This is a genomic window from Thermosynechococcus sp. FA-CM-4201 (assembly GCF_054689355.1).
In genome coordinates this window covers 494287-520485 of record NZ_CP079920.1, presented here as the reverse complement: position 1 = coordinate 520485, position 26199 = coordinate 494287, and the positions used below count along the sequence as shown (strand labels likewise).

Sequence of the window (26199 nt, the reverse complement as noted above, 5' to 3'; positions counted from 1 at the left end):
CCTTCTCTTTATCAATAATTGCTAACTAGCGTGCTGCTGCCGCAGGTGTACCCGTACCAATCAGACGTTGCAGCTCGTCCTGACGCGAGGACTTGGCCATTGCTGCTTCATAGGTGATAATTCCCGCACGATAATAATCGGCCAAGACTTTTTCGAGGGTTTGCATCCCTAGCTTGCCGCCCGTTTGAATCGCCGAATAAATCTGCGAGGTCTTGCCTTCGCGAATCAGGTTGGAGATAGCAGGGGTCACCACCATAATCTCTTGTGCCATAATCCGCCCAAATTCACCGGGCTTAGGATTTTTCTTAGGAACCAGCGTTTGGCTAAAGACCGCCACCAACGAGTTCGACAACTGAACGCGAATTTGCTGTTGCTGCTCTGGCGGGAACACATCCACCATGCGGTCAACGGTTTGGGCGGCTGAACTAGTGTGCAAGGTACCAAAGACCAAGTGCCCTGTTTCCGCCGCTGAGATGGCAAGCTGAATCGTTTCCAAGTCACGCATCTCACCCACGAGGATAATATCGGGGTCTTCCCGCAGCGCTGCCCGCAGAGCATTGGCAAAACTCTTGGTGTCTTCTCCCACCTGCCGTTGGTGGATCAGGCTCTTGATGGGTTCATAGACAAACTCAATGGGGTCTTCAATCGTCAGGATATGCTCAGCGCGGGTTTTGTTAATCAAGTCAATCATCGCCGCTAGGGTTGTGGTTTTCCCTGATCCGGTAGGTCCAGTCACCAGAATCAAGCCCCGTGGCCGCTCACTCATTTCGCGGACAATGTTGGGCAATCCCAACTGCTCAAACGTGGGAATTTTGGAACTCAAAGCCCGCAAGCAAGCAGCATAGGTCCCCCGGTCTTTATACACATTGACGCGGAACCGAGCGAGGCCACGTACGCCATAGGAGCAGTCCAACTCCCAGTTTTGCTCTAAGTGCTTGCGTTGGGTATTGTTGAGCATGCTGAAGATCAGGCGCTGGCATTGCTCTGGGGTGAGTGGCTCGTAGTCTGTCGGCGTTAATTTGCCACTAATGCGAATGTAGGGGGGTAAGCCAGCGGAGATGTGCAAATCAGAGCCACCATTGGCCACCACTTGCTCCATTAGGTCTTCAATCATTAACTCCATAGGGTGTTCCTCGTCTAAGCAGTTGGGTCAACAACACGAAAATTTATCGAATACGTTAGTAATCCTGTTAATCCACAAAGCGCGGTGTCATGCAATAGGGGCATTCTAACCATTCGGGCTGGGCCTCGGCACCGCAAGTACGGCAGGTTAAAGAACTCTTACGTTTGGCCTTGAGTTCTGATTCGAGACCCGTGTCCGTAAAGGTGACGCGCTCGACTTCTTCGAGGGTGGTGACACCTTCTTTGACAAGGTTCAGGCTATAGGCCAACAGGGTTTTCATGCCCTCCTCAACCGCCGCTTCTTTGATCCGCTCCGTGGGGGCACCCTCAGTAATCAGGCTTTGCAGGCGCTCCGTCACCCGCATAATTTCATAGACCCCACAGCGCCCTTTGTAGCCAACACCGCCACACTTGCTGCAAATCGGCTGGCCACTGGCTTTGGCTGCTTGAATCTGCTCGGGTGTGAGTTTATTGGCTTTGTAGAGGGTGAGGTTGACATCCTTAGAAGCGGACAAGCCAAAGCGTGCCAGTTCCTCACGGGTGGGCGTATAGGGAATGCGACACTCACTGCATACCCGCCGCATGAGTCGCTGGGCAACGACCCCAATTAAGGAAGCGGAGACCATGAAGGGTTCCACCCCCATTTCCGAGAGACGGGCAACGGCACTGGCGGCATCGTTGGTGTGCAGGGTGGTTAACACCAAGTGACCCGTCAAGGCAGCTTCAATAGCGGTTTTTGCTGTTTCTTTGTCGCGGGTTTCCCCCACCAGAATCACATCGGGGTCTTGGCGGAGAAAGGCACGCAGAATGGAGGCAAAGTCCATGCCTTTTTCGCGAATAACCTGTACCTGCGTCAGGCCAGGGAGCGTGTATTCAATGGGGTCTTCCGCTGTACTGATGTTGACACCAGGACTATTACATTCAGCCAGCGCCGAGTAAAGCGTGGTGGTTTTCCCTGAACCAGTCGGACCTGTAACGAGGATGAGGCCAAAGGGACGCTTGGTCATCTCCCGCACAATGGCAAGGCTCTCAGGGTCAGTAATCAATTTGTCGAGACCCAGTTGGGTGGCGGAGTTATCGAGAATCCGCAGTACCACTTTTTCACCCCAGCGGCTGGGGAGGGTATTCACCCGGAAGTCCACCCGTCGTCCTTGGAACATTTTGCGGATACGACCATCTTGGGGGGCACGCCGCTCGGCAATATCGAGGTCAGCCAAAATTTTGAAGCGGGAAACCACGGCTGGCACGATCTTCTTTGGTAGTGGATCAAAGGCTTGGTGGAGCACCCCATCTTTGCGGAAACGAATCCGAAGGTATTCCTCTTGGGGTTCGATGTGAATGTCGGAAACGCCTTCAGTGAGGGCCTTGGCCAAGATTTTATTCACAAGGGCAATAATCGGAGCATCCTCTGCGCCTTTCAGCGCCTCAGCAAGGTCAACCTCCTGCTCCCCTTCAAGTTCTTCAAGGCCACCCATGGCTTCGATGTCTTCTTCAATGTTGATGTCACCGATCGCGGCGGGGGCGTTTTTGCTAGCGGCGGTTTCAGCCACCTGTTTATTGAGAATCGGGTCAATCAGGCGTTGATAATCCTCTAGGGTGATCACCATCCGCTTGAGGGTCAGGTTGTGGGCGCGGAGCAAGCGAGTGAGGTTGTCAATGGCTTGGAGGTTATCTGGATCCACCATCGCCACGAGCAGATAGGGGGGATCGGCGTCGAGGTGCTTGGCAATGGGGATGACTTGGTAGGTGCGGCAGGTGTCAATCGGTACAATCGTGTTGATCAGTTCCTCGATTTGCTCAGTGGGAAAACGATTGAGTTCGGGATCAAGGCAATCAACCCCGTAGATCACTTTGAGTTCAAAAAGCTGTTGCTTGTGGTATTGGCGCAACACATCGGGGGGCATGGTGCTGCCCGTAATCTCCTGCAGCACGGTTACGAGGGACTTGCCCGTTTTGCGGGCGGTGTTCATGGCTTCCCGCACCTGATCGATACTGGCGTAACCGGAGGCAACAATGGCGCGTTCGGTGGGGCTAGCGGCTCTGCCGCGCACGGTAAGTGCTTTGCGAGAGGAAGATGACGATGTGTTGACCATAGGGCGCGTTGGGGTCTGGATGGCTTGCCTACTATAGTAGCAACAACCTTCCCAGAGATTTCATACGTATTTTCACGGTTTATGTTTATTGACATTTTTGTTGACAATTCTTGTTATAGACGCTTTGTAACCGCGATCGCCATCTTTTGTATAGGCTGAAAATTATTTACAATCCTGCGGCACATTAGAAACTATTAGTTATCTGTTATCTTGTCTCCCTGTTAGCGCGTCCTCTCGATTCCGCCATCGTCCTGTGGAGGTTTGCCCTATGCGTGTCAAAGACTTGATTTTGCCTGTACTGGTGGTTGGTTTGGTCTTTGTTGGTTTTGGCGATCGCTTTTTGCCGGCACCTCTGAGTACGGCCAGTGCCAGTACCCGCGAGCAACTGAATGGCTTTTTCAGGGGAATGTTTACGGGGTTTTCCACCTATAACCGCTACCATAAGACGGAGGAGATGATTCGCCAAGCCGAAGGGAAGTAAATGCGCCGCTTTTTGCTCTTTTTACTCTGGATGATCAGCAGCGGGGCGATCGCCCTTTTTTCGGTACAGAATGCGAAAGCGGTGTCCCTAAAATTTTTATTTTGGCAATCCATTGAGATGCCCCTTGGCTTGCTGCTGATCTTTGTGGCAGCGATCGCCCTCTGGGTGCCCTATTTAGCCCGTCCACTGCGGCGATGAAGTGGCAACACTGGCTGCTCATCCTACTTGTGATTGTTTTGTGCTTGACTGGGCAACCAAGAATTGCAGCAATTCCAGCCTCACCCCTCACCCTAGAAGTCAATCCAGCGGATCCCCAAGCCAGTGATGCCGGTAAGGAAATTCCAGCAACCCCTTTCCGCACGATTGGTGCTGCTTTGGTGTGGGCACAGGCGCACGATCGCCCCACAGACATTTACATTCATGGCGGCATTTATCGGGAGGCGCTGGGAACGATTCATCATCGGCAGACACCCCTGCGACTAATGGCCAAGATGGGCGAACCCGTGATTTTGCGCGGCAGTCAACAATGGTCAGATTGGCAAGAAGTCTCCAGCACGCCTAGGTTCACCATTTACCGTCACCCTTGGACACTGGCTTGGGGCTTTTCGGGTAACCCTTGGACAGCGTTTGACATTGAGTTACCGCTCGTGGCGCAGCGGGGCGAACTGGTGTGGTGGCGGGATACTCCCCTGCGGCAGCGGCTCTCGTTTAGGGAATTGCAGGGGAATGATTTCTATGTGGATGATACGGAGCAGCAACTGTATGTGGCAATTCCTACGGGTATCTCAGCCAGTGAATTAGAAGTCGCCGTTCACCGTGAAGCCCTACGCATTTTAGACAGTGGTTTGATCAGTTTGGTGGGGCTACGCTTTGAGCACTATGGCGGCACATTTACCCAAGCGGTGCGCATTGAACGCAGCCATGACATTGAGGTCAAAGATTGTACTTTTTGGGGAAATAATTGGGGCGGCCTCGAAAGTCACCAGAGCGATCGCCTGCGGGTGGAGCGAACGCAATTTCTGCAAAATGGCTGGCGGGGCATGGCGGGGGTTCATTTGCGGGACTTCACAGTGCAGCAGGTGCTTGTTCAAGGCAATAATTGGCGGGGGGGATGGGCAGGCTTTTACGATTGGGATGCGGGAGATAAGTACTTTCACCTGCGCCGCGCTGTCTTCGATCGCTACCGCGCCATTGAGAACCAAGCGGCCGGTCTGTGGCTTGATACCGATAATCAAAACGTCGAGATTCGGCGATCGCAATTTGTCGGCAATGCCGTTGTCGGCCTTTTCCTCGAGGCGGGCACAGGGCCAGTGACCATTGAAGACTCCTTAATTGCCTATAACTACAGCATCGCCCCCAACTATCTGCAAACCCCCGGCATTTTTGGCTGGGCGGCTGCCCATGTTACCCTGCGCCGCAACTGGATTTGGGAAAACCAAGGGGCACAAATTGGTGTCCGCGATCCTGCGCCTCGAACCGTCACCCTGCCCGAAACCGGTGAGGAAGTCACGATGATCTCTCAAGATTGGTACCTAGAGGGCAATTGGATTGGTAGCCGCCAAGAACGACTCCTGACCACCCTCAAGGGCGAACCCTTTTTGCAAACCCTGAGATTGCAGGGTAACCACTGGTGGAGTGAAGCGGCCTACCCCTTTCGCCTAGAGGGGGAAAATGTCACTTGGTCGCAGTGGCAGGAACGATATGGCCATGCCAGCGATCGCTGGCTCACCCCCTAGAGGCGATCGCGCAACTGATTGACCATTGCTTGGGCAGAGGCTTCATCGACAAACATCCCCAGTTGAATCTTGGTTTGATCACCATTGCCCACCAAAAAGGCATCGGGCACAACGGCTTGGACTTTTTCTAAGTCCGCAGGTTCCTTGTAGGGAGCCAGCACATAGTAGCGACCATTGGGCATTTTCTCCACAAAGAGCCGTGTCGTATGTTCAGGTTCAGCCGGGGTTGGGCTGGCGGTAGGGGTGGGTGATGGACTGGCCGCAGGTTCCAATTGGGCAAGGGTGCTGCGATTGACATCGGGAAATTCCCGCGCAGTCATATCAGGGCCGACGGGGGGCGTGGGTGATGCTGTTGTTGGTGTTGCAGGTGATTCAGTAGCAACGGGGGCGGGTCGGCGGTTGAACCACCACAGGGCTGCGCCACTAAAGCCGGCCAGAATGCCAACCACAATTAACCAGCGTTGCACCAGATGTTGACTATTGCTTTCACGGCGCTGGAACCAAGGCCGCTGCTGGTTCTTTCGAGCCTGCTTGAGCAGCTCACGGGTAGAGGCAAAGGGGCGCTTTGTTGGCGTTGGCGTTTGCGGGGCAGGGGGATCGCTGGCATAGGAGGGGGGCAAGAGTTCTGCTAAATCTGTGGGGTCAAACTCGAAAAAGGGATCGGCGGGCACCTCATTGGCACGTTCATCGGTGGCTGGTGCTGTCTCAGGGGTAAGGGCGAGAGAACTGGCAACGGCAGGAACGGTTGGTGAAGTCGGCTCTGTCGTAGCGGTAGGGGTGACACTCGGTTCTGGGGAAGTCGCAGATTCAGGAACAGGCGGGGCTTCAAAGGGGGAATGGGCTTGTACCATGCGATGGCAGCGATATTGAGTGAGTTCTGCCTCTAAACTAAGGTTGAGGGAAGCCAAAGCCGCTTGCAAACGTTGGCGATCGACGGTGGCAGAGGTCATAGCAATCGCTCCGAAAACAGTGCCCTACAGTCCCTTGAGTTAACGCACCACCCCGATGGATTATGCAGCAAACTGTGCAGGTTCGCCAAAATGGCACAGATCCCCACTCTTGAGTGTTTGCATTCCCGCCTATAACCGTCCCCAAGGACTCCTGCAAGCAGTGCGCTCAGTGGTGGCAGCATTGCCTCGTGAGCACCAGAATCAGGTGGAAATTATCATTAGCGATGACTCCGCTACCCCCACCGCAGTCGCAGATTTATTCACTGCATGGTCAGGTCGGTGGCACTACCAGCACAATGCCCAGCGCTTAGGGATGGTGGCCAATTGGAATGCCAGTTTAGCACAGGCCGCTGGGGAGTTTATCCTGCTGTTGCACGATGATGATTACCTACTACCCCAAGGGATCACGACGATTCTGGAAACCCTCAGCAAGTACGGTAGCCAGTTTGATATCTTTCTCTTTGGCGTGCATTTGGTGAATTTGCATCAACGCTGTTTGCGACGGCAGATACCCCGGCGGCAGGGATGGCTCTCTCCGACTGAAGCCCTTAGGCAATTGCTGCGTCATTCCTCGTTTGTGCGCTTTCCAGCCTTGATCTGGCGGCGATCGCTCCTCGACGAGGTGGGCTACTTTGATCCCGCCTACGGCGAAGCCACAGACCTCTACCAATGGCTACACTTCTTTGCCCGGAAGGGAGTTTACACGGTTCCCCATGCCACCGCTGCCTACACGATCCACGATCAAGCTTTGACAATGGAGATGTTTCAAGCCCAGACCTTGGCTACTCTGGGGCGTATTTTTGCCGCCGCTGCTGATTTATCCATTCTTTCACCAGCGGAACTGCGGCAGTACCAGTGTGACTTTTTTCACCAGTTTATCTTGGCGGGAACGTGGCGATTTTTGCGCCGACGGCAGTGGCAACGGGCACAGGCAGTGTATCAGCTTTTTAATCTGCCAGAGGTGATTGCATTGGGGCGATCGCGCCGCTGGCAAGGCCTGCGTTCGCTCTTTGGGGCTGGGCTTTGGTTACTGCGACGGGTTAACTAACCGCCCACTGCACATAGGGCAGCCGTGCTGCGACTTCGTGAATTTTGTCCCGATTGGCCAACAGTTGACCACAGGCATCCCATTGACCAGAAAGGAGCATTTGCCGCGTACTTTCCGCCATGGTTAGGGGAATCACTTGATCGCCTGCCGTTAGGGTCAGCGCCTGCAAGTCTAGGGTCAGTTCCGTAGCGGGCTGATCTTCCAAAAGAGTTTGCAGCGCTTGTACCTGTTCTGGGGCTGCCGTCAGACAGGGAACCCCCATCGCCAAGCAGTTCCCGGCAAAAATCTCGGCAAAGCTTTCGCCGACAATCGCCTGAATCCCCCAACGGGCGATCGCTTGGGGGGCGTGCTCGCGACTAGAACCACAGCCAAAATTGGCATTCACCACCAGAATGCGTGCCCCTTGGTACTGAGGCAGGTCAAAAGGGTGTTGCCCCGACTGGCGATCGTCAGCAAAAACGTGTTCTCCAAGGCCATCAAAGGTGACACAGCGGAGAAACCGGGCGGGAATAATGCGATCTGTATCGATATCGTTGCCCCGCAGGGGAAGGCCACGACCCGTAATGCGTTCAATCTTGCTCATAGGCCTATCTTACTGGATCCCGCAGCCTGCAAGTGCTGTTCGGGGGGAATTGCCCTGAAGCAGGTTACTCAGCAATAGGGTCGGCGGTTGGGCATGGGGCCAAGCAAAGGCGTGGCGAAAGGCGGCTTCCTGACAGGCTTGCAACTCCTTGAAGTTGAGGATGTCGTGGGTGAGTAAGTTTTCGTATTCAAAGGGCAGCCGCACGTTGTGCAGACCCGCGTTATCGGTACAGATGGCCACGTCCACCCCCGCCTCAAAACAGCGTTCAAAGACGAGGCGTAATTGCGCGTAGCTCTCAAGGGTACCCGTTTGAAAGTAGGTGGTGGGGCACACTTCGAGGCATTGACCCGCTGCGGCCACTTCCTTGAGCAGCTCTGGATAGCGCAGCGGAATTTGAATGCCATGACCAATGCGTTGCAGGTAGGGGAGCAATTCGGGGTAGCAGCCATTCACCGTTTCGTAGAGGTGGCCGGTGGTTTTGAGACCGCGATCGCGGGCATAGGCATAGAGTTCAATAAATTCCGCCATGCGATCGCCATAGACGCTATCGCCCCCGGCCAAGTCAATGCCACAGACAAACTGCGGAAAACTTGCCGCCAGATCAACAATGGCACGGTTCACCGCATAGGGCAGCCGCGTGTGCATACAGAGAATTTGACTCGTGACAATCGGGTACTCTGGGACTTGGCAAGCTAGACCCACCGTTTTAACAATCTCGGCCATCTGCTCAATGCGATCGCTCTGGGATCGCTGCGGATCCGTGCGCAGATAGGGGGTATAGCGCAACTCTAAATAGGCCAAGTTTTCAAAAATATAGGCGCCACGAATCAAACGAAAAATGAAATAGGGCAAGGTTTGCGGTGTTTGCACACTCTCCACTAGGGTGTGGAGTTCGAGGTATTCTTCAAGGGATTGGCGAGGGCGAGTATAAAAGGTTTCAAATTCCTCATAGTCGGGAAAGCGATCCGCAAGGGCGCGATCGTTCCGCTGAAAATACCGCCAAAGAATACGCGGTACAACTGAGCCACCCAAATGCCGATGTAGTTCTGCGTACAGTGCCATACGTGCTCCTTGAACTGGCCAAAACGCAACCAATACCTAAGCTGGCCAGAGGGGTCAATGCCCACACCTCAGCCATCGAGAACAGAACAAAAACAGCGATGAACGAAGAAAAGATAGGGTTAAATTGTTCTAATGTTAACAAATTTTACAAAGGTGGCGCAGGAACCAATGGGCGCAAACGCTAGGATCATCTCGATCTCCAATTGGTTGGGTATCGCGAATGTGGCCTTTTCGACGGCGAGGACGGCTTCCCCATTCTCTCTCTAGCGGCAATGTGGTCACGATTGCTTTGGAACTGTACCGTCATCAGGGCAATCGCTACTTCCTTTTGAGCCTTTTTGCCCATGCGTGGTTTTTTCTGCTCTCCATTGCCGCCGTGCTGATCGTGGCTGTGGCACTGATTGTGGGGGGGATTCTCGCTGGGGCGATGGATAATGTTGCCCCCTTTCTCTGGCTCGCAGGCATGAGTGTCCTCGTGGCGTTGCCCTTTTATCTCTTTGGTTGGACACGGCTAATGGCCAGTGGTGCCCTGCTTTCTCGCCGTATCTATGCTGTCTTGACGGCCCTCGAGGAATCAGAATCAACAGCCCGCAGCTTCATCTTTCCCAAGATGCTGAATTATCTGCTGGCCACTCTGATCGTCGGTGTCATTTTGCTCTTGGTGTATGTCGTCTTGGGGGCGATCGGCTACTTAATTTATTTGGTGGCATCCCCTTTAGTGCAATTCCTAGATCAGACTATTCAAACTCAACCCGCAAGAAGTCTCGTCTTTTTAACTTTTCTGCTCAGCATCCTGTTGCTAGTGCTCCTTGCGCTGTTGGTGATTAGCTACTTTATGGCGCGGCTCTCCCTTGTTGATGTGGTCTTGGCTCTTGAACCCGACTGTACGCCCCTCAAATCCGTTCGGCGCAGTTGGCAACTCACGCAGGGACAGGCATGGCATACCCTAACGGTGTTTTTTGTTGCTTCCCTGGCAACGATTCCCGCCAATCTTCTTGGCAGTATTATCAACAGCGTGGTGATTATTCCCGTCGCTGGCCTCTTTGTAGCAGTTTTGCTCCTGCCCCTCTGGCAAGGGATCAAGGCAGTTCTGTACTGGGATCTGCGGGTGCGCAATGAAGGAGCAGCCTTTCAAGTCCGCCCTGAAGCGGTGAATCCCCTGCGCTGGTTGCGGCGGGTCACACTACGCACCCCTGAAACCATCGAGTTGGACTTTGCCCTTGGGGGAATCGGCAGCCGCGTCTTGGCTTGGCTGATTGATCAGGTGATTCTCTACACGGCGCTTGTGCTTTTTTCGCTCGCCGCAGGGTACATCTACTTCTATGCCCTTTACCCGTGGTTGATTGATGTGCTACCCGCCAGTGGTCAAAGTATTGAAGCTTGGAGTTTGGGCATTTATCTATTGGTGATGTTTGCCCTCTACAACGGCTATTACATCTTCTTTGAAACCTACTGGCAGGGGCAAACCCCCGGCAAGCGCTATGCAGAAATTCGCGTTGTTCAGGAGAATGGCCGCCCCATTGGTCTGCGGGAAGCGACATTGCGCAGTCTGCTACAACCCATTGATTTTGCTTTTTTTGGTATAGGGGCATTCCTAGTGGCGTTATCTCGATCAGAAAAACGTTTGGGAGATATGGTGGCGGGTACCCTTGTGATTCAAGATGAACAGGCGACGCGGTTGGCCCCTAAAGCGACAACCCTTCAGCAACCACAGGCGGCTTGGGTGCAGGAGTTGCGATCGCTCGCCCATTGGGAACAGATGACCCCTGAACACTATCTCCTAGTACGGAACTACCTCAACAGTCGCGATCGCCTGAGTCCTGTCGGTCGTTATCAAGCGGCTCAAGAGCTGCGCCAGCAATTAGAACCCCTGTTGCTGCCCACCTATCCCGCCAACTGGCCTGCCCTCAGTGCTGAGGACTTTCTAGAAGGTCTATACATTGCTTATCGTCAACAATACCAATCATCCCCCTAGTGTGAGGCCGTTATGCGTTTGCTGCTGACCCTTGGTTGTAGTCTGACCCTTTTGGGTGCCTTTCCCCTGCTCATGGGTCGGGCGAGTGAAGCAACGATTCAGGCTGTAGCCCCTGTTCCCCAACGCTATCAACTACTGGGGTTATCCTTTGAAACACCCCTACAATTTTCGCCACCCACTTCTTTTGGTGAAAATGGCGTTGCTGTGGTCTATCCCGCCAATGCCGTACCGGGGGAGCACGAGTTAATGGTGAGCCTGATTAGCCTACCCAAAACAAGCGAGGTACTGGGGGGTCTTTCGGATCAAGAGTTGCGCAGTTGGCTGCGATTTACCCAAGTGGGCGGCCCTCTCTCAGCAGCCCCGGCACGCATTGAGCGGCGGATTTTGGGACGGCGAGTACGCGGTGAAATGTTTTACTATCCAACCCCCCGACCAATTCACCAAGAGTTATATTTAATGCATCTCCAAGGGGGGCAACGGCTCGCCATTCTCTTTGAAGCGGAAGAGCAAGTGCCCTTACCCGTGATGGAGCAGGTTTTTAACCATGTGGCAGCATCATTGCAGGAATTACCCCCGCGATCGCGAGAATGGAAACGCAGTTTTGAATGGTGGAAAAACCGCTAGATATGGCAATAGCCATGAACCATGCTCCCCCCGTCTATCTACCCAAAACCCTGCGGTTCACTGAAGAGCAATTCGCAGAGATTATCAAAGCCAATCCTAATCTACGGTTTGAATTAACTGCTGCGGGAGAATTGGTTGCTATGCCCCCTACGGGTGGCGAAACGGGTCGCTACAATGCCGCCCTCACGGCTGACATCAGTCTTTGGAATCGCCAAACCCAACTGGGCGAGGTCTTTGACTCCTCAACGGGATTTCGCCTACCCAATGGCGCCATTCGCTCACCTGATGTTGCATGGATTACCAAGGAACGTTGGCAGCGCCTAACCCCAGAGGAACGCCAAGGTTTTGTGCCTCTTTGCCCTGATTTTGTGATTGAACTCGCCTCTGCTAGTGATGAGTTATCTCACCTAAGGGCAAAAATGCAGGAATACATCGACAATGGCTGCCGCCTTGGCTGGTTGATTGTCCCCCAGCAACAAATGGCAGAAATTTATCGCCCCCAGCAAACACCCGAGAGCGTGTCTCTGCCAACAACGCTTTCAGGAGAGGAAATCCTTCCCGACTTTTGCCTTGCATTTTCTCCCTAAGGCCAATGGATAAACCAGTGGGATGATCTTCTCACTGGAGATATCAATCATGGAACAGACCATTGCCTGCGCTGAAACGGAGACACTGCGCGTTAATTCTCTCCATGCTTTTGCCTACTGTCAGCGGTTATTTTATCTCGAAGAAGTTGAGGAGCTTTACACCCAAAATGAATCCGTCTTTGCCGGGCGACGGCTCCACGCTGAGCTACAAAAATTAGAACGGGAAGATTGGCAGGAATTTCATCTGGAAAGTGTAGCCCTTGGCTTACGGGGACGGGTTGACGCACTGCGTACCCTTGAGGGACATTTGATTCCGTACGAACACAAAATCGGTCGCTGTTATCGCGATCGCCAGCAGCAGCCCCAAGCTTGGCACAGCGACAGGGTACAAATTCTGGCCTATGCCTGTTTACTAGAAACCGTTCTCGGCGTCACTGTCCCCGAAGGCCGCATTCACTATCACCGGGATAACGTCACTGTCCGGATCCCTGTGGATGAGGCAGGCCGCCAACTGGTGCGGGACACCATCGAGCAAGCGCGTCAACTGCGTGCTTCCCTAGAACGTCCCCCTGTCTGTAGTAATGAAAGGCTTTGTCTCAACTGCTCCTTGGCGCCTGTGTGCCTGCCTGAAGAAGCCCGCCTCGCCCGTGATCCTGAGCATTTACCCCTGCGGTTATTTCCACGAGATGACGAGCGTGAGATTATCCATGTCACGGCTGGGAAAGCAGTAATCAGGCGAGCTGGCGAACAACTTAGGATTGCCATTGACGATGAACCTGAGCAAAAGCTGCCCATTCAGCAGGTGGGTCAAGTCGTTATCCACAACTTTGCCCAAATTACCACCCCAGCCATTCATCTCTGTGCCTATGAGGATGTCGGTGTTCACTTCATCAGCAGTGGTGGGCGTTATATCGGCAGCATTGACAACCGCAAAGGCAGTATTCAGCGGCGTATTCGTCAATATCAAGCCCTGACAAACCCAGACCAATGTTTACGTCTTGCCCGGTTACTGGTGAACTGCCGGGGACAGAGTCAGCGTCGCCTGTTACTCCGAGGACAGCGGAATCGCCAAGATGCTCTGCCTGCATTACAAGAGATCACGACGCAAATGGAGCGGCTCCTCAGTACCATCTCCCACGCCAATTCCCTAGAGGCTCTACGCGGTATTGAAGGCCATCTTGCTGCCCTGTATTTTTCAGCGTTGCCCTATCTACTGGGGGATCACGTCCCAAAGGAGTTGCACTTCAACGGTCGCAATCGCCGTCCCCCAAAAGATCGTTTTAATGCGCTGCTGAGTTTTGGCTATGGCATGCTCCTCAAGGATGTGATGAATGCCATTCTCACGGTTGGTCTTGAACCAGCCTTTGGCTTCTATCATCAGCCGCGTACCCAAGCACCGCCCCTTGCGTTGGACTTGATGGAAATTTTCCGTGTCCCCCTTGTAGATATGGTTGTCATTGGTTCGATTAACCGCATGCAATGGAACCTTGACGAGTGCTTTGAGGTACGCCGAGATCACGTATGGCTGAGTGACTATGGTCGGCGTAAGTTCATTGAACTCTATGAAGCCCGCAAAGGTGAAACGTGGAAGCACCCAGTAACCAACTACTCGCTCACTTATCGGCGACTCTTGGAGCTGGAAGTGCGTTTGCTCGAAAAGGAATGGTGTGGTGAAGCAGGTCTATTTGGGAAACTCATTTTGCGCTGACCTATGGGCGAGTCCAAAAATTGGTACCTCATCTGCTACGACATCCGCGACCCCAAGCGATGGCGACAGGTTTATAAGCAGTTGGAGGGTTACGGTGAACGATTGCAGTTCTCAATTTTTCGCTGTCGTCTCACGCCACGGGAGCGAGAAAAGTTGCGCTGGCAGCTCGAAAAAGTCCTAACGGAGGAAGATGATCTCCTAATTGTAGGACTGTGCAACCAATGCATAGAGCGGGTGCGCGCCTGCAACCGTTCAGGGGCATGGCCAGTGTCGGAGCAAAATTTCAAAATCTTCTAGTACAGCTATGGGGATGAAACACGCTCAAAACCGTGAAAGTCACCACGGGAGAAAAGGACTGTATGCAAGCACCTCTGGACTTAAATATTCTCTGAATTTGCAAATATTCAAAAATAGCCTCTTGACTTGGTTTGAGAGTTTTTGTTAGATTTAGAGGTGCTTGAAAATCTCTGAACCTATTCCCCAGAGCGGGATTGACAACTGAATACTGAGCTAGGCTAAAAATTTTACAGCCGATAAAAAATGAAGTGCCTGAGGTGCTTGAAAATAGACTGTGCTAAGCTAGTCCTAGAGGCAATTCTAGGGCACCACGGTGCCTCTACCTCTGATGCCGTAAGGCGTTGAGCACTACAGCCATCCAGTTATCCACCCAAATGCGAGTGGTGCCTCTACCTCTGATGCCGTAAGGCGTTGAGCACATTTCTTTTGATGCGGAATCAGGAAATACAGGAGTGCCTCTACCTCTGATGCCGTAAGGCGTTGAGCACGCAAGCTCTTTTCTATCCAAGACGAAGATGGCCGAGAGTGCCTCTACCTCTGATGCCGTAAGGCGTTGAGCACTTTCATAATGCTCAACAAAAATCGAGTCAGGTAGTGCCTCTACCTCTGATGCCGTAAGGCGTTGAGCACCCACAGGTGCTCCGACACCGCGATAACAGATAGAGTGCCTCTACCTCTGATGCCGTAAGGCGTTGAGCACGTATTGTGTGGGCGCATATCTAAGTCAGTATCGCAAGTGCCTCTACCTCTGATGCCGTAAGGCGTTGAGCACCATACGACAAGAAACTCGTCCTCTAAGGATAATGGGTGCCTCTACCTCTGATGCCGTAAGGCGTTGAGCACATCTTTGTCTTAAAAGGTATAGTGTCTTCAGGTTGTGTGCCTCTACCTCTGATGCCGTAAGGCGTTGAGCACCAGTCTCAAGAGGAAAAAGATCGTATCGTTCAGCAGGGTGCCTCTACCTCTGATGCCGTAAGGCGTTGAGCACTCCGCAATGCGCTAGTGGGAATTTTTGTTGGCTACAGGTGCCTCTACCTCTGATGCCGTAAGGCGTTGAGCACCTGTCCTAGTGAAGTCGCCAATTCCATCCACTCCTGTGCCTCTACCTCTGATGCCGTAAGGCGTTGAGCACGTTAATCTAAAGACAAATAGATCACAAAAAACCCGTGCCTCTACCTCTGATGCCGTAAGGCGTTGAGCACGGAAACACGCGCACAACGAGCCGCAGACATCCATTGTGTGCCTCTACCTCTGATGCCGTAAGGCGTTGAGCACCTTAGGACAATTGTCTATTTAGGATCGATGCTGTGCCTCTACCTCTGATGCCGTAAGGCGTTGAGCACCAAGATCGGCTCCAAGGGAAATCGCAAACCCTTGATGTGCCTCTACCTCTGATGCCGTAAGGCGTTGAGCACAGCTTGAGGCACAACTGTTCCAATCGCTACAGGAGTGGTGCCTCTACCTCTGATGCCGTAAGGCGTTGAGCACTTTAGCTCGCTGAGACGATCCAAGAATGCTTGAAGTGCCTCTACCTCTGATGCCGTAAGGCGTTGAGCACCTCCAATTCCAAGCGCCGCATCTCAGCCAAACTAGCCGTGCCTCTACCTCTGATGCCGTAAGGCGTTGAGCACACCGATTTGGTGCTGAGTTATGTGCGCAGTGGTGGTGCCTCTACCTCTGATGCCGTAAGGCGTTGAGCACTCCAACGGACAGCCACTGAGGCACTTCTAGAAGCTGGTGCCTCTACCTCTGATGCCGTAAGGCGTTGAGCACCATCGTAAGATTGAAGCTGTTCTTGGCTTGCACGTGCCTCTACCTCTGATGCCGTAAGGCGTTGAGCACACTGCTGTCATAACGCCCAATCCATAGCGTAATAAAGTGCCTCTACCTCTGATGCCGTAAGGCGTTGAGCACCATCGTAAGATTGAAGCTGTTCTTGGCTTGCACGTGCCTCTACCTCTGATGCCGTAAGGCGTTGAGCACACTGCTGTCATAACGCCCAATCCATAGCGTAATAAAGTGCCTCTACCTCTGATGCCGTAAGGCGTTGAGCACACTGAACCTTGAAAACTGAATATCCGCAGCGATAGTGCCTCTACCTCTGGTGCCGTAAGGCGAAGCTCATTCCAAAAAGTTGGCTATGAATTATCTTTATTTAAGAGAAAATAAAAATCCTAACTCGGAAAGGTTTTTGCCGTCTTAGTTGTTTAGGATAAGAACAACACTTTTTCTTGAGTTACATTTGTGAGCCGTCACTTAGAGCGTTTACTGAAATTAGATGAGTGCCTGCGCACGCGCACTAACCAACGTTGGACAGCTACTGCGCTCGGCGAAAAGCTAGAGGTTAGCGAGCGGACAGTCCGCAACGACATCGCTTTCTTGCGCGATCGCTATCATGCACCGATTGAGTTCAGTAAGACCCGTGGTTACCACTACACAGACTCGAGTTGGCGGCTTCCTAGTATTCCCCTGACAGGAGGTGAATTGTTTGCTCTCACGCTTGGGGCACGCATGTTAGAAACCTACAGTGGTTCAGCCTACGCCTCCCAATTGCGCTCTGCGATCCAACGCTTGGCCGAACGACTTCCCCAAAATTACTGGGTTGATTTACAGCAAGTGGCCAATGAGAGGATTATTTTTTGGCGTGGTGCAGAAACTCAGCTTGATCCTTTGATTTGGCAAAACTTGGAAATAGCGTGTAAAAACTCACAATCTGTTAAAATCCGCTACTATACTGCCAGTCGTAATGCAGAGTCAGAACGTATTGTTGATCCCTACCTGCTACATATCTATCGCGCAACTAACCCTTACTTGATTGGCTACTGTCACACGCGAAAAGAGATTCGCTGGTTTCGCGTCGATCGCATCAAAGTGTTACAGATTTTAGAGCAGACCTTCGAGCGTGACCCTAGCTTTGAAGCCAAGACTTACCTCGAGCAAATTTTTCAGTATGAGGCAGGCGGTATCCCTGAAAAGGTCAAAATTTGGTTCGATGCACAAACAGCACCCTACATTCGTGAGCGTCGCTGGCATAGCACACAGCAAATTGAAGAACACTCAGATCAATCTTTGACCTTAGTAATGGAGGTAGCGGGTTTGAATGATTTGAAACGCTGGATTCTAGGTTATGGCAAAGGTGCAAAAGTGCTAGAGCCTCCAAAACTTGTCGCAATGATAACAGAAGAGTTGTTGTCAATGCAGCAATATTACCCATGTCATTGAGGATCAAATAAAATGCTGACTCTTGAGAAGACCCTAACCGAGGATTTACAGGGTAGCACACCCTACATTGAGTTAAGTTTTGCTGTCGTGGGTGATGTTTTACCCGCAGATCATGGATACGGGCTGTACAGCGCGATCGCCCACAAGTGTGCTGATATTCATGGGCTAGAAGGACTGAGCATTCAAACGATCGCTGGCAAACCCGATCAGCAAGGTAAAATCTTTCTTTCGCATCGTTCCCGACTCAAGCTTCGCCTACCCTACAGTCCTTCTCATCTTGGGCTTCTATTGCCGTTAGCCGGCCAGCAACTGACCATTGGCCAACACACGATTCAATTGGGCATTCCCCAACTTTACCCATTGCGACCAACCAATAAATTGCGATCGCGCATCGTTACTATCAAAAATTTTGAAGAACCAGAGCCATTTCTCGCAGCAGCCAAGCGACAGTTAGAAGCCTTAGGGATTCAAGGCAATCTTTTCATCCCTCTTAACGAAAAAGGCGAACCAAGCCGTAAAGCGATCAAAATTAAGTCTTACTCGGTGGTTGGCTTTAGTCTCATTGCTACCGATCTCAGGGATGAAGATTCCATCAAACTGCAAATGTTTGGTTTAGGGGGCAAACATCGCATGGGCTGTGGTGTGTTCACTCTATTTCCACATGCTTGGAGGTTCTCCGATGCCTGAAATGCCACCACAACTCTTGGCAAAAAGCCCGCGTTCTGGCCAAAAGCCCATCACCCTTGAGGCTCATCTAAAGGACACTGAAAAAGCGGCATTACACATCTTTCGACTAGACGGACGCTGGGGACAAAATTGGTGTCGTTTCTTTGGGTTGACCACTGAAGAACAGCGGCAACAGTTTCTCCTCAATCTGAGAGTTGCGGCTTTGTTACACGATATTGGCAAGGCCAATGAAGATTTTGATAAGGCTGTTTCTAAAAATGGCTTCACACCACAGACGATTCGCCACGAACACCTCAGCGCTCTAGTTTTGTGTCTGCCTTCAGTGCGGAATTGGCTTGGTCAGAACCAGACATTAGATGTGGATGTTATTACAGCAGCCGTGTTATCTCACCATCTAAAGGCTGCCAGTGGTTCTGAATCAATTAAAGATAAGGAGCGGAGTGAGCGCATCAAAAATTATCGCTGGGGGCAGCCTCAAACCCTTAAGCAGTCTGTAGCACTCTATCTCCAGCACCCTGAGTTAACGGCAATTTTACATCGGATTGCCCATGTAGCAAATCTTGAGGGACTGCCAACCTTACCTACCGCTTCCTGGAAACCCACTGGAGAATGGCAACAAGCTTGGAAGAGCGGAAAAAAACTATTTGCGCCGGCATTGGAACGAGCATTGAAGGAAGATTCACACAGGCGATCGCTCCTCTTGGCGGTCAAAGCAGGATTAATCGTGGCTGATGCCGCCGCATCTGGTTTGGTGCGAGAAGGACATGACATTACCAAGTGGATTGAGGCAGTTGTACACCCTCCAGCGATCGCCCCCGACGAAATTTCGGAAAAAATTCTCTCACCTCGTATCCAGCAGATTGAAGATCGGACAAAAAAGCCCTTCAAGTTTCATGCCTTTCAGGAACAAGCTGCTCAGCAAGGCTCTAAGGCGCTATTACTGGTCGCTTGTGGAGGTGGTAAAACCCTAGCTGCTTGGAAATGGGCAGAGCAACAGGCCAAAGACCGCAACATTGGCAAAGTCATCTTTCTATATCCCACTCGTGGAACGGCGACTGAGGGGTTTCGAGACTATGTGGGCTGGGCACCGGAAGCAGATGCCGCACTGGTAACAGGAACTGCGAAATATGAGCTCGAAGCCATGGCAGACAATCCGAGTGAATCCACCGCAAATAAGGTGTTTCGCACGGAAGCCGACGATCGCCTTTATGCCTTGGGTTTCTGGAGCAAGCGGTTCTTCAGCGCTACGGTCGATCAGTTTCTCAGCTTTATGGAGCACAGTTACCAAAGCCTCTGTTTGTTGCCGGTTCTGGCAGATAGCGCAGTCATTATTGACGAGGTACATAGCTTCGATCGCTCAATGTTCGATAACCTGATCAGTTTCCTGAAGCACTTTGATGTACCCGTTTTATGTATGACAGCAACCCTGCCTCAATCCAGACGAGAGGAGCTAGTCAATGCGGGATTGAAGGTATTCCCAACGGCTGACGATCGGGCTAGTGAATCCCTGAGTGACCTGAAAGATCTAGAGCAGAAGGAGCGCTATTACCTAGAGCCAGTTTGTTGCTTTAGCCAAGCCCTTGAAAAAGCAGTTGCTGCTTATAAGTCGGGACAGCGAGTTCTTTGGGTCGTGAATACAGTTGATCGCTGCCAAGCCATTGCTGAGAAACTCGAGAAGGAGTGGCAGATATCGGCTCTGAGCTACCATAGTCGCTTCAAGCTGAGCGATCGCCAAGCCGTTCATGCTAAGACTGTTGAAGCTTTCTCTTTTACAGAAGGAGATAAACCCAAGCCAGCCATTGCTGTTACCACTCAAGTCTGTGAAATGAGCCTTGATTTGGATGCCGACGTGCTGATTACTGAAGTTGCACCCATATCTTCCCTAGTGCAGCGCTTTGGCCGGGCGAATCGCCACCTGAAACGTGACTTTGCAATGTTGCATCCCTATCTTCCCCCCAGCCATCACCCCTATCAGAAGGAAGACCTAGAGGCAGCTCAATCTTTCTTGAAAAGCTTTGAGACACCACGAGTGAGTCAATGGCAACTAGCCAATGCTCTAGAAATTCATGCTAAGGCTGAACGCACGGCTGAGGATCGTGCCCTCTTCCTGACCAGCGGCTACTACGCTATTCCCGGCTCCTTTCGAGATACCGACGACTTCTCCGTTCCCTGCGTTTTGGACGAAGATGTGAATGAAATTAAATCGTTAATGAAGAACCGCAAGCCCTACGATGGCTTTGTGCTCAATGTACCAGAAAAGTGGGCAACAGCAGGAAACGCCGAGTTGCCTAAATACCTGAAAATCGTCAGCAGTAGCCAATATCAACCTGCTCGAGGCTTCATCACGAAATCTGTAGAGGAAGTAGAACTTGGCTGAACCTGAGACTCGCATATCAGAGCTTGTATTTCATTGTTATTGTCATCTTAATTAATTTTGAAGGAGACGAGCACATTGATAAAAACAAAACAAAATAATAGGAACGCAACAAAAATTAAACAACTGTCACTAACTTACGGACTTGCAGAGCTGCCCTCTTCCCAGCATCGAGCAGGTTTGGCTGGATTAATTATGATTCTTCGTTGGCTAGAACGTCAGCCAGAGTTCAAACGAAAACGAGAAGCGGGTGCGATTTGTCAACTGACTCATTTAGATGAAAGGGGCGCAACAATTGAACTTAATCAAGCTGGTGTAGAGGCACTATTCGATGAAATCTATGCTGCTAGTCTTGAGGAACAAAAACGCTCACAACCGTTCAAAAATAAGCAGAAAGAAATCATTTCACCGCTGCGAGAAGAGGAACGGGAGGAAGTTGACCAAAAAGGTAAGGTAAAAAAGAAAAAAGTTTATATCTATGAAGTTGTCGTACCTGCAGGCTCCTTCCTAGCCGATCCAGCTTATGACAAGAGTTCTGATGGCAAAAATGGCCTTTGGATCAAGTTGTGGCGGGATATGGTTTGGAGTATTCTGCGGGGTGTTCCTAGTACCCGTAGGCCGTTTGAAGCCAGAGCTGAGGGTACTTACAAAGAAGATGCAGTCAGTGTTTGGCAGCAATTAATTCAGCCAGAGGACTTTACAGTAGATTTACCCAGTACCTATTTTCTAGGCGCACAAGCGAGTAATGCTGAAAATGTTCCCTTCAAGGATCGTGCCCGCTTGCAGTTTCTTCTGCATTTCTGGTTGTTTGTTGCTCAGATTTATGTGCCACAAGTGACTTCTTTCAAAAAGGAAAAGGATGAGGAGGGCAAAACGAAATGGGTTGAGAGACGAGATTTTATAGGTTACGCTCTAGCGATTCCTGATATTGCAAACTTGGCATGGTTTTGTGATGAGTTCCCTGATATCTTAAGTAGTCGTGGTATTGAGAAATCAGGTTATCGTCCGCGAGACTGCATTGTAGATTTAGCAGTAGAAAGTGCGCTGGATGTGATGAAGCGACTGCGCGATCGCCTGAAACAAAAAACGGGCGAGAAATTTGAAATGATTGTTTTTGGCATGGATGTTATTCACACTGAAAAGCAAGGAAATAATGTGCGTGTCCTTAGTACAGCTCGGCTTGATCCAGAAGAATCCATGTTGGATGAATACGCCCAAATTCGGGAAAATTTCTGGAGTCCCCTCTTTCGGCGGCAATCTCTACTCAACTTGGTCAATCATCAGCCTTGGTATGTTGGTTTCGATGCTTTGCTATGCACGCTCCCCTACGAGCAAACGATTGGAAATGACTACTTCTGTCGGGACGTTTGCCACAAAATGAAATCAGTCGTTACTCAGGACTCAATTATGGATGAAGAAACACTTGTAGAAAGTTCAACTGATATCGAGACACTTGTTTTTCGCTTAGTGAGCAACTATGTAAACCGTAAGCTGAAGGCAAAGTATGACCTAGAGTGGAAAGCAGAATGGAAAGGTCTAAAAAATGAGGAATTAAATCAGCGTGCTGATTATAAAGATTATGCTGATAAACGATCTAAAATTGCCAAATCAGCATTTCTAGACATTCGCAGTCGAACAGAACAAATGGATTTTATTAACTACTTTGTATCAAGTCTTTGTTCTGTGCCACAACATATGAAGACTCAAGCCTACGTGGATCTAACCCGTGCCCTGTATCAGGATACGGATAGGATTCGAACCCTAACATTGCTTGCGCTTTCAGCGAATGGCTAATTGACTTAACTCATGCCAACTCAACCATCTTCTGAGGTAATACATCATGAATAGGAACTTATTTGCTACTGTTTTGACCTATCCTGCTCCTAGTGCTAACTATCGTGGTGAAAGTGAAGAAAACCGCACCACACTGCAAAAAATTGCTAAGGGCAAGCAGGAATACACTGTCATTAGTCCTGAATCGATGCGCAATGCCCTGCGGGAGATGCTGATCAAAGCCGGTTTACCTTGTAATCGCACTCGTTTGCACAGTGAGGATCAGCTTGCAGTTGAATTCAAAGAGTTTCCAAATGCTGAGAAGTATGCAGATGATTTCCTGTTTGGCTTCATGGTGGCTGACAGCGATGCTATTAAGAAGAACAAGGGATTACCTTCCAAGCGAGATAGCGTTCTGAGAATGAACTTGGCGGTTGCCCTCACTCCCTACCGCTTTGATGCCACCTTTCATCAATCGCCCTTAAATGCAGGGAATAGTCCTTGGAAAAATGCCTCAACTTCGGCTCTCCTACATCGAGAAGTTGCATACACCGCCTACCAATATCCCTTTGCACTGGCCTATTCTGATTGCAAAGCCAAGCCTGATTGGGTTAAAGCTCTACTAAAAGCAATTGGTGAACTTGCAAATGTTGCTGGTGGTCATGCCCGTAGTTATTACGAAATGGCACCTCGCAGTATTGTGGCGCGGCTCACGCCCAGTCTAGTCGCTGGGTACAGCACCTACGGCTTTAATGAACGGGGCGAATTTCCTGAGTTAACACGTATCAAACCTAGCGATTTGCCCGGTGAGGAGTTTTGGGTTGGCGGTGAAATTGTGCGAAACATGCCGCCTGAAATGCAAGCTCACTTGGAGAGTGCAAAAGTTCATTTGTATGAAAACCCCCAGAAATTGCTAGCTGACCTTGCAGATGCATTTTTAAGCGAGGAGGCTCAATAGATGGACTGCCTTTGGCTGCGCATTCAAGCGCCCTTTGCGGCATTTCGCGGATTTCAGGCCGGGGTTTATCGAGCAACGGCTCCCGTCATACCACCCTCAGCAGCCTTGGGTTTGATCTTAAATCTGGCAGGCATCGAAATACGAGATGGCTTGGATCGTCCTACCACCTTGATTCGCAAAGATATTCCCCGCCTAAGGTTGGCCATTGGTGTTCCTGAAGAGAGCATGAGCCATGGGAAGGGATTTTATGAGAGCGATCGCGAGACCTATACCCTATATCAGCAATTGCACAGTTACCCCGTTGGTAACTCAGGTAAAGAGCTAAAGGAGCGAACCCATGGCGCTAAATATTGGATTGTGCCAGTGCGGCGTGAGTTCTTAGTTGGTTTCGATGTGGTGTTGGGAGTACAAGGGGATGCAGAAATACTAAAACAGGTTGTCAAAGGACTGGCAGGGGAGTTTAATTCTACACGGTACGGTCTGCCCTTTGCGGGAGATAACAATTTTCTCTTTGATCGCATTGATCTATTAGAGACTCCCCCACTCACTCACTGGTATGTTCAACTACAACCAGACAGCTCACCAATGCGGGGGTCTTATCGACTCACCGTTGGTATTGATCGAGCTGACAATAGTAAAACAACAAGTTTTCTTTATGCTCCCTTAGCTCAGCCGGAAACTACTCCCCCCGAAAATGCATGGACTTGGACGCCTGACTCTCCAAAAGCTCAAAAGGATAGAACACCCTCGACACAAGCCCAAAGCATCCAATAACGGGGATAGCAAAATAATATTGAGTGTTTCGGATTGCCATTCAGGAAAAAAGTAAACTTCCCACCAACTAAAGTCGGGGGCTTTCAGTAGCCCTAGGCCATTGGGCAAGCCAAATAGCCTGAACTTCCAGCGAGCGTTACGAACTCGCCCAATAAGGCAATCACAGAGGCACCATTCAGATCAGCATCACCAACCCAGCCACAATGACCACAAGCAAACTGTTTGCCATTTCGATAGGACCGACAAGGATCAGGATGAATATGCAGGCATCGATGGCAAGTTTGGCTGGTATACGCTGGATTGACCGTCACCCACCTCACGCCGTCTCGCAGACATTTGTACTCAATAAACTGCCGCAATTGATAGAACGACCAGCTATTTGAGCGTCTGCGTTCGGTTTTGCTTCGGGGTTGTTGATTCAGCCGCTCGCGAATTCCCGTCAAGTCCTCAATCGCGATCACCGCATTGAGCGCTTTCGCTTCACGGACAATCACCGCACTGATCGAATGGTTGAGCCACTGTTGAAAGCGTTGTTCTTTACCCGCCAGCCGTTTCAAAAGTTTTCGGCAAGACCGCCGCGAACTTCTTGTGCCCTGCGAGGCTCGTTTTTGAATCGATGCTCTCACTCGATGAAATTTATCTCGACGTTCGTTTAACTGATTCCCATCCCAACCTCCACCTGTACTGGTTTTAGCAATCTCTCGTCGCCCCAAGTCCACGCCAATGACGGTGCTCAGTTCAGAAGGTTCAGGAACCTCTTCGGTTAATTGGATGTGGATATAGTAGAAGCCATCCCGATGTTTGCATAACTGAGCAGATGTTGGCCTTCACCCTCTCAACCTGTTCTTTTGATAATCACCCATATCAAGCTGAATGGTCTCTCGACCCTCCAACAGCGTCAGGCTCACCGACTCATCTTTTTCCTTGAAGGTAAAGATGCGAGCATCATAATCTGCTGAAGTTGGCTTGAATTCTTGAACCGCTTTACCTTTCAGCTTGGCGGTCTTGCGGTTGGCTCCGACTCTGGCACAAAGCCGAACCGCTTGATTAGCACTTAACCCAAACCGAGAACGAAGTTCCTGATAAACCCTGTTTTGAATGGTGATCTTATTCGTTACGGTCGGCTGAACGGTTTTGTTGGTAAAGTTGCAAGCATCTGCAAACGCTTTCAAGAATCGCTCGATTTTGAGAGACTGCTCAGCAGTGGGCTGAAGCTTGCAAACGACTGTTAGGGTTTGTTCCATAGATAAAATTGTATCAACTCTAGCACCGGCTAAAGTCGTCTTTGTCTTTCCTCCCCGTACTAAAGTACCGGGCTTCCAGACATAAATTCGGTGAGGGCTAGTTGATTTATTGAGACCTAGCTTGGTTTCTAAATCTCGGAAGCTGATGATTGCCTGAGCGATCGCGGTGACCACGATGACTTCCCTCCCAAAGGTCGGGTTGGTTTGCAAACGGGCAGTGGTGTTTTCAGCCTAGAGGTTCTGATTGAAGGCATTGATGCGCCACCAGCGGATATTTTCTGCTTCAAAGCGGCCATCTAAATCCACCCGTACTGAGAAGTCAAACCAAGCAGCCGGCGGAATTTCCATTCCCCACAGGCGATCGCTCCCCAGAACAACGCTAATCAGGCACTGCAAAAAGCCGCCATGACTAATACACCAAACGCAGTCCTCATCCCTGTGGCGTCGGAGTTGTTTCCAAGCCTGTTTTGCCCGCTGCCAAGCCATGGCCATTGACTCTGCCTCAGGGACTGGAATCAGGTAGTCACTTTCTTCTAGCTCTTCACAAAGCTCGGGATGTTGCGCCTGCGCCTGTGCCCATGTGAGTCCTGTGAAAATCCCCTGATCAATTTCAATCAGCTCCGCTAGCTCTTGAATCTTTAAGTCAGGACAGGGATTGATGAGCGTCGCCGTATCGTGGCAGCGTTGCAGCGGACTCGTGTAAATGGCATTCGGTGGCGGGAGTTTTTCCCGCAGGGCAAGGGCTTGCTGCCGTCCCCGTTCTGTGAGGGGCACATCTTGCCGTCCTAACATAACACCTGAGGCATTCCCCACAGCCTCACCATGGCGGATCAAAATTAAGCGCATTGTGTAGCTCTCCCCTAGGGCGGCAATTGGCAAGTGCAACCCCTGATCGCTAAAA

The 26199-nt window shown here is 51.0% G+C and carries 23 protein-coding genes and 1 CRISPR repeat array; of the genes, 15 read left to right on the top strand and 8 right to left on the bottom strand.

The features are described 5' to 3' along the window. Nucleotides 1-25: 25 nt before the first annotated feature. Nucleotides 26-1123, bottom strand: a complete 1098-nt coding sequence (locus KV190_RS02460) for a type IV pilus twitching motility protein PilT (protein WP_149817851.1) — start codon at nucleotides 1121-1123, stop codon at nucleotides 26-28. Between the two features lie 67 nt (nucleotides 1124-1190). Then, the gene (locus tag KV190_RS02455) at nucleotides 1191-3215 is read right to left on the bottom strand and encodes a GspE/PulE family protein (protein ID WP_460194458.1); all 2025 of its coding nucleotides are present in this window, start codon (nucleotides 3213-3215) and stop codon (nucleotides 1191-1193) included. Between the two features lie 268 nt (nucleotides 3216-3483). Between KV190_RS02455 and KV190_RS02450 the strand changes: the two genes are divergently transcribed. Genes KV190_RS02450 through KV190_RS02440 form a run of 3 tightly spaced genes read left to right on the top strand, consistent with a single transcriptional unit; the run spans nucleotide 3484 to nucleotide 5432 of the window. Further along, entirely contained in the window at nucleotides 3484-3696 is a 213-nt protein-coding gene (locus tag KV190_RS02450) for a hypothetical protein (protein ID WP_460194457.1), read from the top strand. Continuing rightward, nucleotides 3697-3894 carry a lipopolysaccharide assembly protein LapA domain-containing protein gene (locus tag KV190_RS02445; RefSeq protein WP_024125597.1) on the top strand — a complete coding sequence of 66 codons (198 nt, stop codon included), beginning with the start codon at nucleotides 3697-3699 and terminating at the stop codon, nucleotides 3892-3894. Beyond that, nucleotides 3891-5432, top strand: a complete 1542-nt coding sequence (locus KV190_RS02440; RefSeq protein ID WP_460194456.1) for a right-handed parallel beta-helix repeat-containing protein — start codon at nucleotides 3891-3893, stop codon at nucleotides 5430-5432. The genes KV190_RS02445 and KV190_RS02440 overlap by 4 nt, the downstream gene beginning before the upstream one ends. Here the strand turns inward: KV190_RS02440 and KV190_RS02435 are convergent. Further along, complete coding sequence (locus KV190_RS02435) at nucleotides 5429-6382, bottom strand: SPOR domain-containing protein (RefSeq protein WP_460194455.1); 954 nt, start codon at nucleotides 6380-6382, stop codon at nucleotides 5429-5431. The genes KV190_RS02440 and KV190_RS02435 overlap by 4 nt on opposite strands. Nucleotides 6383-6491: 109 nt before the next feature. On the opposite strand from KV190_RS02435, the gene KV190_RS02430 reads away from it, so the two are divergent. Next, a complete protein-coding gene (locus KV190_RS02430; protein ID WP_460194454.1) occupies nucleotides 6492-7430 on the top strand; it encodes a glycosyltransferase family 2 protein in 939 nt (312 codons plus the stop codon). On the opposite strand, the gene leuD is transcribed toward KV190_RS02430, so the two are convergent. Beyond that, the gene (gene leuD / locus KV190_RS02425) at nucleotides 7423-8013 is read right to left on the bottom strand and encodes a 3-isopropylmalate dehydratase small subunit (RefSeq protein ID WP_460194453.1); all 591 of its coding nucleotides are present in this window, start codon (nucleotides 8011-8013) and stop codon (nucleotides 7423-7425) included. The genes KV190_RS02430 and leuD overlap by 8 nt on opposite strands. Nucleotides 8014-8022: 9 nt before the next feature. After that, nucleotides 8023-9075 carry an adenosine deaminase gene (locus KV190_RS02420; RefSeq protein WP_460194452.1) on the bottom strand — a complete coding sequence of 351 codons (1053 nt, stop codon included), beginning with the start codon at nucleotides 9073-9075 and terminating at the stop codon, nucleotides 8023-8025. A 220-nt stretch (nucleotides 9076-9295) separates the two neighbouring features. On the opposite strand from KV190_RS02420, the gene KV190_RS02415 reads away from it, so the two are divergent. From KV190_RS02415 to cas5, 11 genes are all read left to right on the top strand, one after another. Beyond that, nucleotides 9296-11050: an RDD family protein gene (locus KV190_RS02415; RefSeq protein WP_460194451.1), complete on the top strand. Its 1755-nt coding sequence runs from the start codon at nucleotides 9296-9298 to the stop codon at nucleotides 11048-11050. A gap of 12 nt (nucleotides 11051-11062) precedes the next feature. Next, complete coding sequence (locus KV190_RS02410; protein WP_460194450.1) at nucleotides 11063-11674, top strand: hypothetical protein; 612 nt, start codon at nucleotides 11063-11065, stop codon at nucleotides 11672-11674. Nucleotides 11675-11688: 14 nt separating this feature from the next. Then, entirely contained in the window at nucleotides 11689-12261 is a 573-nt protein-coding gene (locus KV190_RS02405; RefSeq protein WP_460194449.1) for a Uma2 family endonuclease, read from the top strand. A gap of 49 nt (nucleotides 12262-12310) precedes the next feature. Beyond that, entirely contained in the window at nucleotides 12311-13969 is a 1659-nt protein-coding gene (gene cas1, locus KV190_RS02400) for a type I-MYXAN CRISPR-associated endonuclease Cas1 (protein ID WP_460194448.1), read from the top strand. 3 nt (nucleotides 13970-13972) lie between these two features. Further along, on the top strand, nucleotides 13973-14266 hold the full coding sequence (gene cas2 / locus KV190_RS02395) for a CRISPR-associated endonuclease Cas2 (RefSeq protein WP_181494866.1): 294 nt from the start codon (nucleotides 13973-13975) through the stop codon (nucleotides 14264-14266). A gap of 313 nt (nucleotides 14267-14579) precedes the next feature. Further along, nucleotides 14580-16391: a CRISPR direct-repeat array (repeat unit 36 nt; unit sequence GTGCCTCTACCTCTGATGCCGTAAGGCGTTGAGCAC). 119 nt (nucleotides 16392-16510) lie between these two features. After that, nucleotides 16511-17488: a helix-turn-helix transcriptional regulator gene (locus KV190_RS02390; RefSeq protein ID WP_460194447.1), complete on the top strand. Its 978-nt coding sequence runs from the start codon at nucleotides 16511-16513 to the stop codon at nucleotides 17486-17488. 12 nt (nucleotides 17489-17500) lie between these two features. Beyond that, on the top strand, nucleotides 17501-18175 hold the full coding sequence (gene cas6, locus KV190_RS02385) for a type I-MYXAN CRISPR-associated protein Cas6/Cmx6 (RefSeq protein ID WP_460194446.1): 675 nt from the start codon (nucleotides 17501-17503) through the stop codon (nucleotides 18173-18175). After that, nucleotides 18126-20552, top strand: a complete 2427-nt coding sequence (cas3, locus tag KV190_RS02380) for a CRISPR-associated helicase Cas3' (protein ID WP_460194445.1) — start codon at nucleotides 18126-18128, stop codon at nucleotides 20550-20552. Before cas6 ends, cas3 begins: the two co-directional genes overlap by 50 nt. A 75-nt stretch (nucleotides 20553-20627) precedes the next feature. Continuing rightward, a complete protein-coding gene (gene cmx8 / locus KV190_RS02375) occupies nucleotides 20628-22343 on the top strand; it encodes a type I-MYXAN CRISPR-associated protein Cmx8 (RefSeq protein ID WP_460194444.1) in 1716 nt (571 codons plus the stop codon). A 46-nt stretch (nucleotides 22344-22389) separates the two neighbouring features. Continuing rightward, entirely contained in the window at nucleotides 22390-23280 is an 891-nt protein-coding gene (locus tag KV190_RS02370; RefSeq protein ID WP_460194443.1) for a type I-B CRISPR-associated protein Cas7/Cst2/DevR, read from the top strand. Beyond that, on the top strand, nucleotides 23281-24054 hold the full coding sequence (gene cas5, locus KV190_RS02365) for a type I-MYXAN CRISPR-associated protein Cas5/Cmx5/DevS (protein WP_460194442.1): 774 nt from the start codon (nucleotides 23281-23283) through the stop codon (nucleotides 24052-24054). 92 nt (nucleotides 24055-24146) lie between these two features. On the opposite strand, the gene KV190_RS02360 is transcribed toward cas5, so the two are convergent. Genes KV190_RS02360 through KV190_RS02350 form a run of 3 tightly spaced genes read right to left on the bottom strand, consistent with a single transcriptional unit; the run spans nucleotide 24147 to nucleotide 26144 of the window. Continuing rightward, the gene (locus tag KV190_RS02360; protein WP_460195203.1) at nucleotides 24147-24827 is read right to left on the bottom strand and encodes an RNA-guided endonuclease InsQ/TnpB family protein; all 681 of its coding nucleotides are present in this window, start codon (nucleotides 24825-24827) and stop codon (nucleotides 24147-24149) included. Nucleotides 24828-24881: 54 nt separating this feature from the next. After that, on the bottom strand, nucleotides 24882-25472 hold the full coding sequence (locus KV190_RS02355; protein ID WP_460194441.1) for a hypothetical protein: 591 nt from the start codon (nucleotides 25470-25472) through the stop codon (nucleotides 24882-24884). Between the two features lie 57 nt (nucleotides 25473-25529). Next, nucleotides 25530-26144 (bottom strand): histidine phosphatase family protein, encoded by a 615-nt coding sequence (locus KV190_RS02350; RefSeq protein ID WP_460194440.1) that lies wholly within the window; start codon nucleotides 26142-26144, stop codon nucleotides 25530-25532. Between the last annotated feature and the right edge of the window lie 55 nt (nucleotides 26145-26199).